The 17,869-nt window shown below is 51.2% G+C and carries 15 protein-coding genes; 4 read left to right on the forward strand and 11 right to left on the reverse strand.

Translation table 11 applies throughout. From position 1 onward, the window contains the following. Positions 1-34: 34 nt before the first annotated feature. On the reverse strand, positions 35-2,227 hold the full coding sequence (locus JZI27_RS16005; RefSeq protein WP_280208240.1) for an ATP-binding protein: 2,193 nt from the start codon (positions 2,225-2,227) through the stop codon (positions 35-37). Next, a complete protein-coding gene (locus tag JZI27_RS16010) occupies positions 2,224-3,348 on the reverse strand; it encodes a metallophosphoesterase family protein (RefSeq protein ID WP_280208242.1) in 1,125 nt (374 codons plus the stop codon). The genes JZI27_RS16005 and JZI27_RS16010 overlap by 4 nt, the downstream gene beginning before the upstream one ends. 165 nt (positions 3,349-3,513) lie before the next feature. Here JZI27_RS16010 and JZI27_RS16015 point away from each other — a divergent pair, with 165 nt between their 5' ends. Together JZI27_RS16015 and JZI27_RS16020 are read left to right on the forward strand one after the other, a co-directional pair. Beyond that, positions 3,514-4,521 carry a M23 family metallopeptidase gene (locus JZI27_RS16015; protein WP_251244602.1) on the forward strand — a complete coding sequence of 336 codons (1,008 nt, stop codon included), beginning with the start codon at positions 3,514-3,516 and terminating at the stop codon, positions 4,519-4,521. A gap of 218 nt (positions 4,522-4,739) precedes the next feature. Next, positions 4,740-6,272 carry an aldehyde dehydrogenase family protein gene (locus JZI27_RS16020; protein ID WP_251244601.1) on the forward strand — a complete coding sequence of 511 codons (1,533 nt, stop codon included), beginning with the start codon at positions 4,740-4,742 and terminating at the stop codon, positions 6,270-6,272. Between the two features lie 19 nt (positions 6,273-6,291). On the opposite strand, the gene kynA is transcribed toward JZI27_RS16020, so the two are convergent. After that, the gene (gene kynA / locus JZI27_RS16025) at positions 6,292-7,140 is read right to left on the reverse strand and encodes a tryptophan 2,3-dioxygenase (protein ID WP_280208245.1); all 849 of its coding nucleotides are present in this window, start codon (positions 7,138-7,140) and stop codon (positions 6,292-6,294) included. Positions 7,141-7,342: 202 nt separating this feature from the next. Between kynA and JZI27_RS16030 the strand changes: the two genes are divergently transcribed. Beyond that, positions 7,343-8,020, forward strand: coding sequence for a hypothetical protein (locus tag JZI27_RS16030; RefSeq protein ID WP_280208246.1), 678 nt, complete (start codon positions 7,343-7,345; stop codon positions 8,018-8,020). 70 nt (positions 8,021-8,090) lie between these two features. Here the strand turns inward: JZI27_RS16030 and yunB are convergent, their stop codons facing one another. The 5 genes from yunB to JZI27_RS16055 form a co-directional block, all read right to left on the reverse strand. Then, positions 8,091-8,819, reverse strand: coding sequence for a sporulation protein YunB (yunB, locus tag JZI27_RS16035; RefSeq protein ID WP_280208248.1), 729 nt, complete (start codon positions 8,817-8,819; stop codon positions 8,091-8,093). Positions 8,820-8,861: 42 nt separating this feature from the next. Next, the gene (locus JZI27_RS16040; protein ID WP_251244597.1) at positions 8,862-9,164 is read right to left on the reverse strand and encodes an MFS transporter; all 303 of its coding nucleotides are present in this window, start codon (positions 9,162-9,164) and stop codon (positions 8,862-8,864) included. A 68-nt stretch (positions 9,165-9,232) separates the two neighbouring features. Then, positions 9,233-9,832: a DUF4004 family protein gene (locus JZI27_RS16045; protein WP_280208250.1), complete on the reverse strand. Its 600-nt coding sequence runs from the start codon at positions 9,830-9,832 to the stop codon at positions 9,233-9,235. Between the two features lie 160 nt (positions 9,833-9,992). Continuing rightward, positions 9,993-11,309: a globin-coupled sensor protein gene (locus JZI27_RS16050; protein ID WP_280208252.1), complete on the reverse strand. Its 1,317-nt coding sequence runs from the start codon at positions 11,307-11,309 to the stop codon at positions 9,993-9,995. Between the two features lie 198 nt (positions 11,310-11,507). Then, positions 11,508-13,457, reverse strand: a complete 1,950-nt coding sequence (locus JZI27_RS16055; protein ID WP_280208254.1) for an AMP-binding protein — start codon at positions 13,455-13,457, stop codon at positions 11,508-11,510. A 392-nt stretch (positions 13,458-13,849) separates the two neighbouring features. Here JZI27_RS16055 and corA point away from each other — a divergent pair, with 392 nt between their 5' ends. After that, positions 13,850-14,785, forward strand: a complete 936-nt coding sequence (gene corA, locus JZI27_RS16060) for a magnesium/cobalt transporter CorA (protein ID WP_122908896.1) — start codon at positions 13,850-13,852, stop codon at positions 14,783-14,785. A 6-nt stretch (positions 14,786-14,791) separates the two neighbouring features. Here corA and JZI27_RS16065 read toward each other — a convergent pair whose 3' ends face one another. The 3 genes from JZI27_RS16065 to JZI27_RS16075 all read right to left on the reverse strand — a co-directional run bounded on the left by JZI27_RS16065 (position 14,792) and on the right by JZI27_RS16075 (position 17,843). Then, positions 14,792-15,886: an HD-GYP domain-containing protein gene (locus JZI27_RS16065; protein ID WP_280208285.1), complete on the reverse strand. Its 1,095-nt coding sequence runs from the start codon at positions 15,884-15,886 to the stop codon at positions 14,792-14,794. A 140-nt stretch (positions 15,887-16,026) separates the two neighbouring features. Continuing rightward, on the reverse strand, positions 16,027-16,329 hold the full coding sequence (locus JZI27_RS16070) for a YunC family protein (protein WP_122908895.1): 303 nt from the start codon (positions 16,327-16,329) through the stop codon (positions 16,027-16,029). Positions 16,330-16,403: 74 nt separating this feature from the next. Further along, the gene (locus JZI27_RS16075; protein ID WP_122908894.1) at positions 16,404-17,843 is read right to left on the reverse strand and encodes a bifunctional metallophosphatase/5'-nucleotidase; all 1,440 of its coding nucleotides are present in this window, start codon (positions 17,841-17,843) and stop codon (positions 16,404-16,406) included. Positions 17,844-17,869: the final 26 nt, after the last annotated feature.

Here is a 17,869-nt window from a genome sequence, read left to right on the forward strand (position 1 = left end):
CCTCTTTACCCATTCCAAAGGTTTTGCCCAAACCTTAGGCCAGCTGATGGATGGCATGTCTGTCATGGGCACGCAGCCATTTGGCTAAAAAAAGCTGCTCGCGCTCCACACAGGTAAACAGGAATATCTGGTGCTGTTCACCCAATTCGAGCAGGTACATCAAGGCTCTTTCCAATCGATCTTGATCGTAGTGAACAAAGTGATCATCGAGAAACAAGGGCAATGGCTCTGTCTGCTGACTGACGTGCTGCAAGAGTGCAAGCCGCTGCGCGAATGTGAGCTGGTCCTGGGTACCCGTCGAACACTGCTCCTGTTCTAGAATTTGTTTTCTGGCGGGTTCGAGCACACGTACTGCAAAGCCTTCCCGTGGATCGAGCCGTACTTCGCGATAGACGCCCGCCGAAATTTTGTCCATCACCATGGAGGCGTGCTGGTTTACAGCAGGAGAGACGTCGCGGTTCCACTCCTCCAGCGCTTCCTGCAGCATATCCCGCGCGAGCTTTAGCGCTTCACGCCTAACCTGCAATTGCTCAAGGCTCATCACCGCGTCTTCATATTCACTCCTGGCTTGTGCCACGAAGACTCCTTCATGGGCTTCCATCTGCCCATTGGCTTTGGCAATCTGCTCCCTGATCTCCTGTAATCGCTCTTCACTGCGAGACAATTCCGTCTGCCAGTTGGTGCGCTCACTTTCCCATGCTTCTTTTTCCCGAGCCAGACAGGTACGCACCTTATTTCCCCACTCTTGCAACAAGGTGCTTTCTTCCTCTTTTTTGGCGAGCTCAGAAGTCAACCGCTCTGATTCGTGCGAGCGCAGCTGATGATGCTGCTCTTCTTTTCGCTCCAGAAACGCATCCCAATCAGTCACTTGCCATTTTCGCAGCAGCATCCCCAGCTTTTCGTCCAGCTGAGAGATCTCCTGCTGGATGTTCTGCCATTCCTCCGATCTCGCGTCGTCCGTCGCTTTACGTGGTGCTTTCGACTTGCTTTTCATCCACCAGCCGTATCCTGCTGCAATAAAAGCCAATGCCAGAGCAATTCCACCACTGCCAGCTTGATCAAATAAAAAGGAGATACATCCAAGTCCCGCCAGTACGACCGCAATCGCCCAAGGCCAGGCAGCCCCTCCAGAAGACTGTCGAGCTTCCCTCCCGATTGAAAGCCTTGATACTGCAGCCTGTCGCGCCAGCTCCATGTGAGCCTCTTCCCAGTGACGCCTGAGTCGTACGCCCTGTTCGTAATCCTGCTGTATATGCTCCAGTTCACTTCGCTGCTTGATTTGCACAGAATTAGACAGGTTCACGGAAAGCTCATCCTGCATTGTCGTTTGAAGTCGACTAAGCGCCTGTCTCGTCCCTTGATGCAAGCTACGCTCCTCCTGGGACTGGGCGCTGTTCTCCCACCATACCCACTGCTGTTCATCCGGTGCCGTATAGCTGAGCTGCCATCGTTTCTGCCATTCCTCATCCTTTTTGGCCCAATGCTCTCTGCCTTGAAGCAGTCGCTGGCGCTGCTGCTCCTGCCTCACTCGCTCCATCTCCCAGTCGGCGATCTGCCGGGACAACCTGCCGACCTCGTGCGAGACGGACTCCGCATGCCGGAGTTCTTGTTCTTTCTGGGCTACGAGGGTAGATGCCTTGCCCAGCAATGTGTTTTCGGCCCGTTCCTTCTTTCCGATCGTGCTCACTTCACGATCCAGCTCACCCAGAATTTTGTGAATCATCGGGTTGGCTTCCTCCGTCTCCGCCTTCAGCGCCGGCATGAGATGCTCACCTGCTGTCAGCGGCTCTCTCCTGATCCAGGTCACATCGGCAAACAGACTGCGGCCAAGCCCCAAATGCTTCTCCACAAAATTGCGTTCCTTGCGTCGATCCTCCTGATACACATCGGTCAATTCCGTCCATTCGGGATCGAGAAACAGGCGTGCCTGTTCTCTTTCCTTCAACAACGAGCGATGCAACCGATACGTCTTGCCAGCCAGCTGGTAGGTGACGATCGTTTCGTACTCTCCCTGATGCCACGGACGGTATTTTTCATATTCAGGCAGATAGCGCGTAGTTTTCACATAATCGCGCTTCATCCCGTAAAGTGCAGCGAAAATGCCCTGCAACAAAGTGGATTTGCCCGCTTCATTCGGCGCATAGAAAAGATTGATCCCCGGGGCAAAATGAAACTCGGCATCCTGCCACTTGCCAAATCCCTTTAGTTGAAGCTCGTCGATTCTCACCCTGTATTCCCCCCAATCCGGGCCAACGCTTCCCTGCGAGCCATCCGGACGATCTGGCGCTCCTCTTCACCTACTGCCTGAGCTTCCGCTTCTGCCAGCTTAGCCAGCCACCTGCCCAGTACGCCGCCTTCCGAGATCAGCTTCTCCTCATCCACATCCGGCCAGGTCTGATCGCGGAATTGAATGAGGAAAAAATGGCGGAAGCGTTGTTGCAGCACGGGAATAGCCGGGGTGAAATGAGCTGCCCTCTCGCCGGTCAACGTGACGTACACCAAATTTTCCACAGGTTCGTTCGCCAGTTCGCATTGCAGCCGTTCCACCAGCTGCTCCATCGTCTCGGCACCATCTAGCGTAATTTCTCTTTTGCTCACCCTGCGCTGGGCGACCGGAACGTATTGCAGCACCAGCTTTCCCGTATGGTCCAGCTCACCATAGAGGACACAGCGATCACCTTCTTCCTTGACCGTTATCGCTTCAGGCGTTCCAGGGTATGCAGCAAATGGCTGCCTTTTGACAGGATGTGAGAACTGCATGGGCTTGTGGATATGCCCCAGTGCAATATAATCCATCCCGGTATCTGCCATTTCCTGTACGGAGACTGGAGCGTACGGATGATGCTCTTCCCCTGCGCCATGGAGAACGTGGGCATGCAAAACCATCAGGTGATGCCGGTACCCGTCCAACTTCCCTGGGAACGTGTTCAGTGGCGACTCGTAGAAATGAGGCTCCGGAAAACCCCAACCGTAGACCACACAGGATTTTTCCGGAAATTCAAAAGCTCCCCACTCCGGTGTGAACCAGTAGACATTGCCAGGCCAGCTCAGGCTTTGATAAAAAGAATCGGCTCTCCAAGGGTCATGGTTGCCTGGAGCGATACATACAGGCACCGGAGCTACACTGGCAAAAAGATCGCGGAGAAACAGAGCAGTCGAGCGACGTCCTCCGTGATATTCCAAAAGATCCCCTGCGACCAGCCAGAAATCTACCTGCCTGTCCACCACAAGATCGCGAATCTGGCGCATCGTCCGTCGAAAATCATCCTGTCTGAGCTCATACACATCAGACAAGGCTTGCAGCGGCGCATCCAGATGCACGTCCGCCGTATGAATAAATGACAGCAAACCCCCTCAACTCCTCATCTGCAGCCAAAAACTACGAACATATTTTCCCTTTTATATTACAGGATGCAGGGAAGCGTTGAAAAGCCCTTCCAAAAAGTATCTGGGATAATTCACGGTCGCTGTCAGAAACTACAAAGGAAACTACCTTGGGTGGAGGGAGACGGCATGAGAGTGTTCCGCCTCATCATTTCGATCAGCTTGTGCGTAGCATCCGCTGTCCTGCCGTTGGAGATGGCAGGCGCAGCTCCATCCGCCAAGCCTGCCGATCCAATTCTGCAGGAGCGACTCCAGCTATTTCATCAAATGGAAGCCACATACGGGATACCGTGGGCGTATCTGGCTGCCATCGATCAATATGAACGGGCGATGAAAATACGCAAGAAGCGAAATACGGAACCAGAGACTGCGGCAAAAAGATTGACCGCGATCGACATCCCTGTCTCGAAATGGGGAGGGGACTTGAATCCGGATGATACCGATACGAACCCCGCATCGATTCAGTTTTTTGGCGGAATGGGTCTGGACGGCGATGGTGATGGGATAGCCGATCGCAACAATGACCGGGATGTCCTGGCAGCCATGATTCACTTCCTGTCCGACTACGGGTTTACTCCTGATGATTTTCGTATTGGCTTGTGGTCTTACTATCAGCGAGGACGTTCGGCCCGAACGATTCATCAGTTTGCGATTATTTATGACAAATACCAGCACCTCGATCTGGATGAACGCTACTTTCCCATTCCTCCGCGCTACACCTACAGCTACCGCAGTACCTGGGGTGCAGCACGCGGCTGGGGAGGACGCCGCATCCATGAAGGAACAGACATTTTCGCCGGCTATGGTACTCCCGTGCTCAGCACGGGCTACGGCATGATTGAAGTGCTCGGCTGGAACCGTTATGGAGGCTGGCGCATCGGAATGCGGGATATGTCCAATGTGTACCACTACTATGCCCATCTCTCTTCCTTTAAAAAGGGGCTGAAGACGGGTGACATCGTGGAGCCGGGACAGGTGCTTGGCTACGTGGGGAGCTCGGGCTATGGAAAGCCTGGGACTTCGGGCAAATTCCCTCCTCATCTTCACTACGGCATGTACCGCGAAACTGGCGGCAATGAGTGGGCATTTGACCCTTATCCGTATTTGCGCCGCTGGGAACGGTTAAAAAAGCGTTAAACCTTACGTGCGAGGGAGCGGTGAAATGACCGCTTCTTTTTTGCACTTTCAGAAAATTCAACTTCGCTGACGCAGTAAAGGATGAAAGTATGAGAAGAACTATGGCTTTCGCTATCGGACTAGGCGATAAGCCAAGTTTTTCTAACTATTCTTGACAGAAGCAAAAGCCGGTTCCTAGAATCATCTTAGAGCGTACCCTATGAGCGAGGTGTAAACCTATGTCTGTCCTTACTATGCAAAACCCTGCTACTGGTGAAATCCTGGGTTCATTGGAAGAAGCTACACCGGATCAGGTCAGGCAAGCAGTTCAAAAAGCCCGTGCCGCTCATCCAGCCTGGTCAGCCACTCCCCTCTCAGACCGGGTCGCCTATTTGTCGCGACTGCGTCATTACTTGGTCGAACACGGCGAGGATCTGGCCCAACGCATCAGCCAGGATACCGGAAAAGTTCATTTTGAAGCGTACATGACCGAGATCTTCGTGACGATCGATACCATTCGTTTTTATGAGAAGCATGCCGAGAAGATGCTGGCCAAGCAAAAGGTACCCACTCCGCTGCTGCTTTGGCCCAAGAAATCGTACATTCATTACAAACCAATGGGTGTCGTAGCAGTCATCTCCCCCTGGAACTATCCCTTCCAGCTTGCAGTCATACCAGTCCTCTCTGCGTTGATCGCCGGAAATACCGTCGTGCTGAAGCCTTCCGAGGTAACAGCCGCCACAGGTTTGATCATCGAAGAGCTATTCCGTGCTGTCCCTCTCCCTGAAGGGGTGATTCGTGTCCTGCACGGCGGTCGTGAGGTCGGACAAGAGCTGGTAGCAGCCCGACCCGACAAGATTTTTTTCACAGGATCGGTTCGGACAGGCAAAAAAATCATGGCGGCTGCCGCTGAACACCTCATTCCTGTTGAACTGGAGCTTGGCGGAAAAGACCCGATGATCGTCTGCTCCGATGCTCCTTTGGAACGGGCTGCGAACGCCGCAGTTTGGGGCGCTTTTACCAACGCGGGTCAGGTCTGCATGTCCGTAGAACGCGTCTTTGTGCATGAATCTGTGCACGACCGTTTTGTCGAGCTGGTCACGCAAAAAACAAAAGCCCTGCGCCAAGGCCATCCTACCGGTGCCGAAGTAGGCTCCATGACTTTTCCCGATCAACGCGAAATTGTGGCGCAGCACGTAAAAGAGGCTGTTGCCGAGGGAGCAACAGCCGTTCTGGGGGGGAATTTTCCCGCAGATGACATGTTTATGCCACCCACTATATTGACGAATGTTACCCCGGACATGAAAATCATGCAGGAGGAGACTTTTGGTCCGGTCCTACCCATCATGCGTGTTTCTACGGAGCAGGAGGCCATTGAGTTGGCCAATCGATCTCCGTACGGCCTGAATGCGTCCGTCTGGTCCGAGAATCGAGCTAGGGCCCGCCATTTGGCGGAACAGCTGGAAAGCGGCAATGTGTGCATCAACGATGTCATCATCAGCTTTGCCAATCCCCATCTGCCCTTTGGCGGCGTAAAAGAAAGCGGAATCGGCCGCTATCGCGGACCACTCAGCCTGCAATCCTTTACGCACAGCATCTCCATTATCCATGATCCCGGCAAGCGCAACCGCGAGCTGAACTGGTACCCCTATACCGACGATCAGCTCACGATGATGACTGGCGTGACAAACCTGCTCTACGGCAAAAACCGAAAATGGAATTTCAATGCTTTGGGTGCTATCTGGCGAGAGTTCAGACGTCTGCGCGAATAGTCCAGAACCTGCCTTTTCCTTATAGCTTTGTACGTAAACTCCACAGTTCAGGGAAGAAACGGTGATCCAGGACTCGCTTGAGATACTGGACACCCGATGATCCCCCTGTGCCCATCTTGTTGCCGATGATGCGTTCCACGGTGAACATGTGGTTCAAGCGCCATTGCTGCTGACGGTTCTCGATATCCACCAGCTTTTCAGCCAGCTCGTACAGATCCCAATATTGATTGACATCCCGGTACACAGCGAGCCAGGCGTTTTCCACACTCTCATTTGGCTGATAATCCTGCGTCCAGTCGCGATTCAATGCGCTGGAATCGATCGGCAGCCCTCTTTCAGCAAGCATGAAGATGGAAGCATCGTACAAGCCCGGCGATTCCAGGGCTTTCTTCAGCTGGGCATGAATGTCCGGCTCATGCTCGAAAACTGCCAGTGCTCGCGGGCTCTTGTAGCCCATAGCAAACTCGATGAGTCGGTTTTGATAGGATTGAAAGCCGGATGATTTGCCCAGCTTATCCCTGAATTCCAGATATTCAGACGGGGTCAATGTGGACAGCACGTCCCAGGATTGAATCAGCTGCTGTTGAATACGCGAGACGCGAGACAGCATCTTGAAAACCGGATCGAGATTTTTTTCCCAAATACATTGAATCGCAGCTTCCAATTCATGCAAAATCATTTTCATCCACAATTCACTCGTCTGGTGGATGACGATGAACAGCATTTCGTCATGATGATCGGATAGACGTTTTTGGGCGGAAAGGATTTTATCAAGCTGCAGGTAATCCCCGTACGACATGTCCTTTGAAAAATCCATGTGAATGCTCTTTTCATTTCCCGCCTGTACATGCTGGTCGTGGTTTGACATAGACGCTCTCCTTTATGGTCGTAATTTCTCCTATCGATAGGAGAAAAGCAGTTCCTTCGCAAGCTGAATAAAAAATAAAGAATTTTATGACTACAGTTTATTAACTTTTTGACACGGTGTCAATATGTTTGATTCTGGCTGGTTTGACTACTCGGGTTGAGCCATAATCCTGCTTACTATCATGCTGCACAAAGGAGGTGAAGTGGCATTGAAATCGTGGCTCTGCATGTGTTGTGTCCTCTTTTTCCTGACCATTCTGGCATCCGGATGCGCTCCCTCGGATGCGCAAGAATACATCGAGCTCCCCCTGGATTCGGGCTCGCTCTCGATCCCTGTTGAAAAGGTGGAGACTCTCTACAAGTTCCTGGAATCCTACACCCCATCAGAACGACAGGTGGAAATCCGACGAATCCAGGGAACAGCCTTTACGTCACTGACTGGCATCGTGTACGGGGACATCCGATTCAATTGCGGGTCAAAGCTGTGTGACCACGTGCTTGTGCAGATGAAGGACGAAGCATTCAAGTCCCTTTCTTTACATGAAGGAAGTCTTTGGATCAGCCATTCCTTTTCCCCTGATGAACGACTTTTGGCGATCCTCCTGGGTCGAAATGAAGGAACGGAGCTGGTTCGCAACAGCATCATGATCCTCCATACGGAGACACTCGAACCCGCAGTTGTATGGGGTGATCCCGTCGTGACAGAACAGGTATTATCATCAGATTTTGTCTTTCCGATCCTCGATGTGAAATGGGTGCATGAAACCTCACTGGAGATCACGGTCCCCGATACGCCGGACAATTCGTATGAAACGCTACTGGAATGGAACCGAACAGGGAAAACCACGAAAACCATCCGACTTTCTGTCACGCCTAAATAACTCAATACACGTAAAAAATCCTCCTGCAACGGTATTGTGCAAGAGGATTTTTCCTGTTAAGCTGCCATCGTTACTTTGCAGGAGGTGCCTCGAACTCTGATTGGGCACGCGGCACATCCGGCTTGCCATCCGGATTGTTGTACAAGTATTGCGGCACATCACCGATAATCAGCGAGTGGGTGATGGGTATCTTCGTCGTTACGGTCTTCTCATCTGTCGCAAACGGAATGACGATCCGCAAATCCACCTCGACAAAGATGTAGACAGTAGCCAGCACCATGTTGATGCCTGCCTCTTTCAGCTCCGTTTCCAGTCTCGTCTTCACCGACCCGATAGGTACAAAAGTGATGGGCAGCTCTGGACCCATGTTCGCTAAAAAGCTGTTGCCGGTTGCCAACCCTAACGGAATCGTCCGTTCTACCTTATCCTTCTCAAATTCCTGCAGCTTGTTTTGCACACGCGAAGTGGTCTCTCCCACGATGCGCGCATACTCTCGAAAGTTGAACTGATATGCCTGAATTCGCCCCTCATTGTCTTTCTCGATCATGACAATCTGATTAAAGTCGACACCTTGTTGGGAAATCCGCTTGGTCACAGCATCTGTAATCGCATCTTTTGCGAGTTGCTCAGCCTTTTGCGAGGCGAGAATCAAAAGCGTGGGCTCCAGCCGCTTTTCAAGGAATACCAATGACTGGATGGTCATGACCAGAAAGATGACCAACGCGATCATGAAGGCTTTGGTTCGGGAAAGCGGGTTTCTCCAACGCCGACGGGGTCGAAACATCGCCAAGCCCGTCACCTCCCAGTTGGTACATCCTATGGTGAAAAAGCCTAAAAAAGACTATAGCCTTTGGAAGAAACCCTCGTTACAGGAACCACTGCGACTGAGCGTGTTCTGATTGCCCATCACTCTGCCTCGAATCCAGCTGTCTGCCTGCTGAAGAAGCGTATTTTTGCAAACCTGGGCAGCTCCCGTAAAAACCCCTGCTACACTCAGTAGCAGCAACACGCTCCAAAGCTGGCTTCCGTAAAATGCAACCGTAACCGCTATTGCAGACAAAAGCGATGTCATCAAAAGGCCAGTCATGAGTGGAAGCCGGATATGCGAGATCAGATATGTTCCTGCCCATGCCCCCACGCTCATTAACGACCAGTCTTCAGATTGGGTAAATCGTTTGCTTCGCGTTCTGATCGAGACATATGATTTCCCCCTTAGATCAGCTTGCCCTTCAATTGCTCCGCCAGCTCCACCAGCGAAATTCGCGCGACCACTTTCACACCTTTATCAAAATGAAGATCTGCCGGAACGGATACCAGCAGGCACGAAGACACCCCCATCTTCCTGAAAAACAGAAGTTCATAGGGTTTGCCATCCGGCTTTGGCCATTGCTCGTTCAGCGTTTCCAGCAACAGCCCCCCTTCTTCCAGACTGATCTCGCCATTGGCTAGCAGCTGATTGATCGTAAAAAGCGGTAGCATTTGTTGAAAGGAATAGACTGCCGCTTGTTCGCTGCCCGGTGAGGCTCCATAACGGTCTAACACAATTACCGAAACAATGTTACGTTCCTTTAAATCATCTGAAGTCGCATATAGATCAGGCAACAATGGAGAATGGGACAGCTTCTCTGCCAATTCATCTAGCGATAAATCATCTTTTTTGTTGATGATTTGATCGATGCGAGAGAGAATTAAATCCTTTGGAAAAAACGTCTCCTGACCGGTAAAGGTGGATTTGCGTATAAACCACTCCTCCGGAACACACGCATTAGAAAACTTGGCTACGCCAAGCTTTTGGCGGAGCCTTAGTTGCACTTATACTATCTTCCGCTAATCTTTTAACGCTTTAGCGCACTTAAACTTTCCGATAGTACAAAAAAAGAGAAACCCTGGTTTCTCTTTTTACATACTGAAGCACACCGCCCTCATGCAAGACGATGTACCTCTGCTTCTATTCGTTTACCTGCTGGCTCGTCTACAGATTTTCAGTGATGTCAGACAGTTCATCCGCAGAGAAAGCTACCTGCGCTACGGCCTGGTTCATATCCTCCATGACGCGGAAGAAGTTTTCCAGCTCACGTTGGATTTGGCTGCTCTGCTCTTTACTGTCGGCCACTGCTTCTATGATCCCTTCGAAGAATGCGTTCGTTTCATTGGTCATAGCTGTACTGGAGTGAACGAGTGTCTGAATTTCATGGACTACAGCAGACAATACAACCGTTTGCTGATTGGTTTTTTCGATCAGCTCACGGACGCCGGATACCGACTTTTTGGTCTGCTCGGCCAGCTTGCGCACTTCATCGGCAACGACCGCAAAGCCACGTCCCTGCTCGCCAGCACGCGCTGCCTCAATAGCAGCGTTCAGTGCCAACAGATTGGTTTGCTCCGCAATAGCAGTCACGACATCGACAATTCCACGGATTTTTTCCGCGTTATCCTCGAGCATTTTCATTTCATCCGAGATCTGGTGAACACTGTTTTGAATCAATTTCATCTGATCCTGCTGGTTCTCCAGCTTCTCTTTACCTTCCTGGGAAAGGCGCTGCGCATTGCTGGAATAGCCTGTCCCATTCTCGGCAAAGCGTACTACTTCTCGAGCCTGTTCGGTCAATTGCTCGACAGAAGCGCTGTTTTCCTCTGCTACAGCAGCAAGCTCATGCGCAGAGTTGGCCAGAGCGACGCGCAGCTCGTCTTTTTTCTTCTGTTCCTTCTGACGCGCGCGCTCATGCTCATTTTCGTATTCTTCCAGGACGATTTGCTGCTCGATGTTGAGGATTTTCGTCACGACCTGGATCGCCTGTACGAATTCACGCTTGTCCTTGATCGCTTCGTCCAGTAGTCCCATGATTGAGACCAGGAGATTTTGAAACGCGCACATGTACCATTTTGGTTCCAGACCAATGCGCATGTGGATGATCGCAATCCGGCTGCGCTGTGCGATGTACTCACTGTCGATCTTGCCGCAAAACATCTCGGTGATGTGGCGGTTTAGCGTCTGCTTCAGTCGATCGATCGTGCTGTTGTTATTGATAATCGTCATGAGCAGTTCTTCGTTGGCAATATTGTCATAGAATGCATCGACAATTTTATTAATATTTTGAATGATTACAGGTTGGATCGCTTTGGCTATGGACAAATCGTGTTCAGTCAGATGAATAAGCTCTAGCTGTCTTGACAAAAGAGAACCTGGGGCGATGTGAACTTCCCCTTGCTCCTTTACCTCACCAAAAAATGATTCACCATTAGATTTCCCTTTTACTCCGAACAAGCTGGAAAACGGACGAGTACTCATTGATTGGACTCCTTCTTAACCCTATAGGTATTTACACTCTTATAATAAATTCAATAGATATTATGATTTCAATATATCCTATGAATTATATACCTTTCTTTTGATTTCTGTAAACATAGTAAGAAACACGATTCGCTGAAGAAATAAAGCTTCGTCAAAAAAATCATTTGACGAAGCCTTCTTCTTAATTTATGCCTTTTAGCCTTGTTTCATTTTTTGTCTTCTCGGCAATTGGTTCAATGCTCCAGGATTCATCAGACTGGAGGTATCCCCGAGCGCCTGAGATAAATAATGCTGTTTCATCAGTCTGCGCATGATCTTTTGCGTACGGGTCTTCGGCAGGTCTGCTACCAGGTGTATTTCACCCGGCTCGTACGGTTTACCCAGCTTGGCAGACACATGCTGCTTTAACGCATCCGGATCAAGACGGGATTTCGGTGTCGGCACGACGAACAGCACAATCTCTTCGCCCTTCATCGGATGGGGAACGCCAATCGCAGCGGCTTCCAATACATCCGGGTACTGGCATACGACATCCTCCAGCTCTCCTGGCCCTGTCCTTCTCCCCGATACTTTGATCACATCATCGGCTCTCCCATGATGGAACCAATAGCCCTCCTCGTCTACCAGCACGATATCCCCCTGCCACCACATCTCATTTCCGAGTGGAAAATAGGTGTCCATGTACCGCTGGCGATTTCGCCAAAAGCCTCGCGTCTGTGCCGGTTGTGGAACCGTAAAGACAAGGTAGCCCGCCTTGCCTCGCTCCACTGGTTTTCCCGACTCATCTACGACCCTCGCTCCTACAGCTGGCGTCGCTCCAAGGCAAGTGGGCTTTTGCGGCAAAATGCTGATCGAGGACAGGATTTCTGCGAAAACCTCTGTACCCCCGCTACCGTTAATGATGGGAGCCTTTCCGTCCGTCCATGACAAATACCAGCTCCAGGTCTCCTCATCGATTGGTTCTCCGGTGTGCCCCAGTATTCGCAGCGAGTCCAGGTTTGCTTTTTCCCGAAATGGCTCCGCGTAGGTTTTCAGCAACCGCAAGGCAGTAGCTGGAGCGCCGAACACGCTTACCTGATGCTTCTCAATCTGCCGGTAGATTCTCCCTGGATCCGGATGCATCGGACTACCTTCGTACATCAGGAAAGGAGCTGCTACACTATGGGCCGAAAAGAGCGGTAGCTGCCCCATCATCCAGCCAAAATCCGTGATCATCGTAAAAACATCGTTCTCCCGGATGTCATAGATGAACATCCCGACCTCCGCTGTTTTGACTGCGATCCCACCATGTACGTGGACGATTCCCTTCGGACTCCCCGTCGTACCTGAGGAATAGCTGACCATGCAGACCTCTTCCGCGTCTGTAGCTACGGTCTCATACTGGTCCGGCACCTGCTCCATCCATTCGTTCCAATGCCAGTCGCGTCCAGGTGTTAGCAGCACTTTTTCGCCCAATCGCGCTGCAACCAAAACCGCCTGAACACAAGGAACTGTCTCCAGTGCCTTGTCCAGCACGTGCTTGAGCAAAACCTGATGCCCGCCACGATAAAAGCCGTCAGCCGTGACGACTGCCTTGGCCTCCACATCACGCAAGCGAACCGCGACAGCTTCTGGACCAAACCCGGAAAATAGCGGCACGGCAATAGCTCCCGCCTTGTAGATCCCGTAAAGCGCAATTACGGTTTCTGGAATCATCGGCATGTAGATCGCTACACGGTCTCCCCGCTCCACGCCCAATCTTCCCAGCGTATGGGCAAAGCGATTCACCTGCCTGTAAAGCTCAAGGAAGCTGTAGCGTTTCTCCTCTCCCCCTTCCCCTTCCCAGATCAGAGCCATGCGTTCTGCCGTAGAGGGATTTTGCGCCCATTTATCGAGAAAATTATGAACCAGATTGATCTTTCCGCCAACAAACCACTTGGGGTCTGACAATCCATTCGAATCGTCCAGTACCTGGTCGTAAGGTTGGGCAAATTGAATGTCGGCAAAACGGATAAATGCATCCCAGAACCAGCTCGCATCTTCTTCAGAGCGCTTGAGCAAGGTGGGATAATCCGCGATTTGCTCCTGTTCCATGAAACGCCAGAGATTGCTCTGCTGTTGTTGTTCTTGTGACGGCTGCCAGACTACATCGCGCGTACGAGTCATCGCGTTCCCTCCGTATTTATCCGATTTTTCAGAAAAAATATCTTACAACCATTTTCAGCCGTTGTTCCTACTCTGTCAATAGCCCGGCCTGTCCTGCCAATTTCAGCGTTCCCGCCATATATGGTAAAATGCGGATGAGTGCTTTTGCAAAATGAGGAAGACTAATGAGGATACGATCCACGCGGGGATAAGAGACAAACAACGGATCATACCTTCTTTAATGTAGGGAGCGAAAAAAGGGGGGAACGGGATGGATAAGCCGGGAAATGGGCAACAGACGGTGTTTTCTCCGCCAAGCCACGAAGCCCTTCGGTCGGCATACGACTTGATCCTCCGCGAGATCTGGCCGCGTATAGTCCTAGCAAATCAAACCACCAGCAGGAGAAAAATCCATGAACATACAACTGATCCAGAACGGAATACTCACTCCGATTGATGACATCGAGCAGACATTGCTTGCGCCAGACAACGGATTTTACTGGATAGACGCTACCCCTTTCGATCTATCCGTGTTGCAGCCTCTCTTCGGCTTGCACCATCTAGCCGTGGAGGATTGCATCGATGAAGAGGAACAGCGTCCTAAGCTGCAAGTCTACGACGATCATTATTTTCTCGTGGTCAATGGCATTACGTTTCACAATCAAGATATCTTCCTGCGCGAAATCAACCTGTTTCTCGGCAGTACGACCATCATCACGGTGACCAAGCAGGAAGCTCCTGAGCTGGAGCAAATGCTCTCCCTCATCCGGGAAAAGGAAATCAATCGTCCTGCTGCCTTTCTGTACTATCTGATCGATGATATTGTGGATCGCTTTTTTGACGTGATTGAGAATATCGAGGATCTTATTGAGAATCTGGAAGAAGAAATATTAATGAATACGCGGAAATCCCATCTCGAACAAATTATCGGTCTGCGCAGTGAAATCCTGTACGCGCGTAAAATGCTGTTGCCGCAGCGGTATTTAATTGATGAATTGCACAGAAAAGAACTTCCACTGATCGATCCTTACCTGCGAAAGTATTTCGGTGACATCGTAGACGACGCCGTCAAAGTCGTGGAAAGCTTTGATACGTTCCGCGACCTGATCGGCAACTTGCGAGAAGCATACCAGGCAGCACTCGCCGGGCGAGCGAATGACATCATGCGCATCTTCACCGCATTGACGACAATCTTCATGCCACTGACGATCGTAACGGGCATCTACGGTATGAACTTTGATGTCATGCCAGAATTAAGCTCTCCCTACGGCTACTACATTGTACTCGGCAGCATGGCCACGATTGGCATTACCATGTTTGTCATTTTTAAAAAGAAAGAATGGCTGTAACGACTGCTATACCAGCTCGTCACAGGCCACAATCATCAAATGAAGTCGCTTGGAAAGGTCGTATTCATAAGGCTCGTCCAGCTGATTGCCATTTTCGTCAGCGAGGATGCGAATGATCGGACGGCTCGGCAGCCCCTGATTGGCATCCACGACGACCCCCGCCTCCCCTGAATTCAGCGTGACACTAAGTCCCAACGGGTAAAGGGCGATGGTGTCTCGAAGCGCCAAAACGTATTTCTGATCGAACAGTCTGTCTGCTCCCGAATACAAGACCTCCATCGCTTCATGCGGCAGCATCGGCTCCCGGTAGATGCGATGTGTCGTCAGCGCGTCAAAGACATCCGCGACTGCCATCAAGCGAGCGTACGGATGTATTTCCTCGGCCTTCAGCTGGCGAGGGTAGCCGGAACCGTCCCAGCGTTCGTGATGCTGATACGCACAGTGCGCTGCCAGCAAGGGAATCTCGTCTTGCCTGCGCAGCAGCTCGAAACCGATCTCCGTATGCTTTTTCATCAACTCAAACTCTTCCTGCGTCAATCTGCCAGGCTTCTTCAGGATTTCGTCGGGTACATTCATCTTGCCGATATCGTGCAGCATACCACCAATGCCGATTTCCATGATTTCCTTTTCCGAAAAGCCACTCTTCATGGCCAGCGCAGAGCTATAAAGCGCTACATTGAAGGAATGGGTAAAGATGTAATTATCGAAAGCACATGCATCTGCCATCAGATTCATCGCGGAGCGGCAGCCCTTCATTTCGTCAGCAACCGCAGCCATGATCTGGCGCAATTGTCGCCCAAAGGACCTGTCCGAAAAAATCTGCTGCCATTTTTGAGGAAATTCGTTCACCGCAGAAAAGGTCTCATGAATGATCGACATCGCTTCTCTGCGCGTCTCTTCAGATATGACACCTTCAATAAAAATATCGTCAGTCCGTTTATCCTGGATATATAGGCTTGTTATATTTTTCGCTTTCAGTCTGGTCAGCATGCGGTCAGTCAGTTCTACACCCGCACCGACAAGCACCATGCCGGTTTCCGTATAAATAGAGCGCGCCAGGGTATCACCCGGACGACATTTTCGAATCGATATCAGTCTCATATTTTCCAACATTCGCCTTTCATCATGGTACACCTATTATAGCGTGATTCGACTCGATTCTACACGATATTTTGCACAATGTTATGGCGAAAAGCCTTTGTCATCGTTCGACAAAGGCTTTTGCTTTGGCCAGGTTGCTTCTACAGCATTTTGACAATCGCGTCTTTTCCGATCATTCCTGCTGTAATCCCCATATTTTCAGCTGTTATCGTCACGGATTCCAGCGGAGCATCCAACAGCTCCTGAATGGTCTTTACCCCTACTGCACGCCCGGCAATAATCTCTCTTTTGGCCAGACGTTCATTCAGCAGACCGACATCTAGCGCGCCGCACATGATATACCCTCGGTCTGTCGTGACTGCCAATAGCGTCGTCTTGGGCAGTTGGACACTCACCGCAATTGCTGTTCCTTCTGGAAAATGAATAGGCTGTACTTCGACCATCGCACATCCTCCTTCGTCACTCTTCATGGCGATATATCCTATGACATGAAAAGCGGAAAGGTGTACGTACAGCCTCAGCCAGCCTCGACCGGAATCCATCTGGGTGAAAACGCGCCAAGCAGCATTTGCTCATTGCAGAGTGTCTCTGCCAGAATCTCGCGGAGCATGGCAGGCAGGAAAAAGCGGATATCGCTTCCCTGTAAAAGTGTTGGAAACAGTCGATTGTACATGAACATATCCACTGTGCCGACCCGATATTCCTGATTACTCACCAGTGGCTGACCGTTCACTTCAATGGACACGATGCTCGGCCGCTCGGCTGGGAGGTACTGGATCTGCAAGCCGTCCACACCCATCCAGCCCTCGATCTGTCCACGGAATCCACAACCGTACAGCCTCTTCCTGACGATCTCGGGCTGGATCGCCTGTTCCAGAATTTGACCGAGCTGCTCGCCCGTCAAGGTGACAGCACACAGATTCAACGGGTGGGGCACACAACGCAAGAGATCTGCTGACGTTACGCTGCCGTGGTGGAGATCAGAGAGCAGGAGTCCGCCATTGGCCAGCCCGATCTCGGCTCCCGTCTTCTCGCGGATACTGGCAGCAAGGAAAGAAGCGAACGGCGTCTCTTGTTCCCAATTCATCAACAAATCTGTTCCAAGCACGGTCAGCGGTCGGGAAAGCAGCTCTTCCGCCTTCTTCTCTTCCCTTTGAATGACGGCAACGATATCCTCTGCCTGCTGATACTTTTCGGAAGCCAATACCTCTGCTTCAGCTTCGGTGATCTGTCCGGCCGTCCTGTCCCAGACCAACCGTACATGGCCGACGTATTGTCCGAAGCGCCCTGTCTGTGCAATCAAGGTATTTCCTACCCGTACACCGTGCTCCAAGAGGTGATGGGTATGTGCACCCAATATCACATCCAGCCCATCTACCTGTTCTGCCAGGCGACAATCCTCCTGATAGCCAAGATGGGACATCAACACAATAATATCAGCCTGCGAGCGCAAAGCAGCGACTTGCTCGACAAGCAACGGCAATACCTCCCTGATCTCCCAGCCCATGCTTTTGTAGGAGTGCGGATAGGGAATCGTCATTGCGAGCAAGGCTACCCGCAGATCGGACCATTGATGAATCGCGTAAGGAACAGCCCACTTGGGCACAGTGTCGTCCGCGCCCTCCAGCAAATTGCCTGCAATCACCGTAAAAGCGGCTGCTTCATACAGGTCATCCAGCTTGGACTTTGTCAACGTGATGCCTTCGTTGTTTCCGATGGTCGCATACTGATAGCCGCTCCGGTTCATGATCTCCACATTGACTTTGCCAAAGCTCGCTTCTGTGATCATGCTCATCCGGTCCAGATGATCGCCGATGTCGAGGGTCAGCACGCGCTCATCCCGCTGCTCCCAATCCTTCCGATGCGTGCGAAGACAGGTGGCGATACGGGGCATACTCGCAAAATGACTGTGCAAATCATTGGTATGCAGCATATGCAAGGTACAGGTGTCCGCCACGATCTCCCCTCCCTCTCTTTCCCGGA

The organism is Brevibacillus sp. AY1, from assembly GCF_029870785.1.
In the GTDB taxonomy this organism is placed as follows: Bacteria; Bacillota; Bacilli; order Brevibacillales; family Brevibacillaceae; genus Brevibacillus; species Brevibacillus invocatus.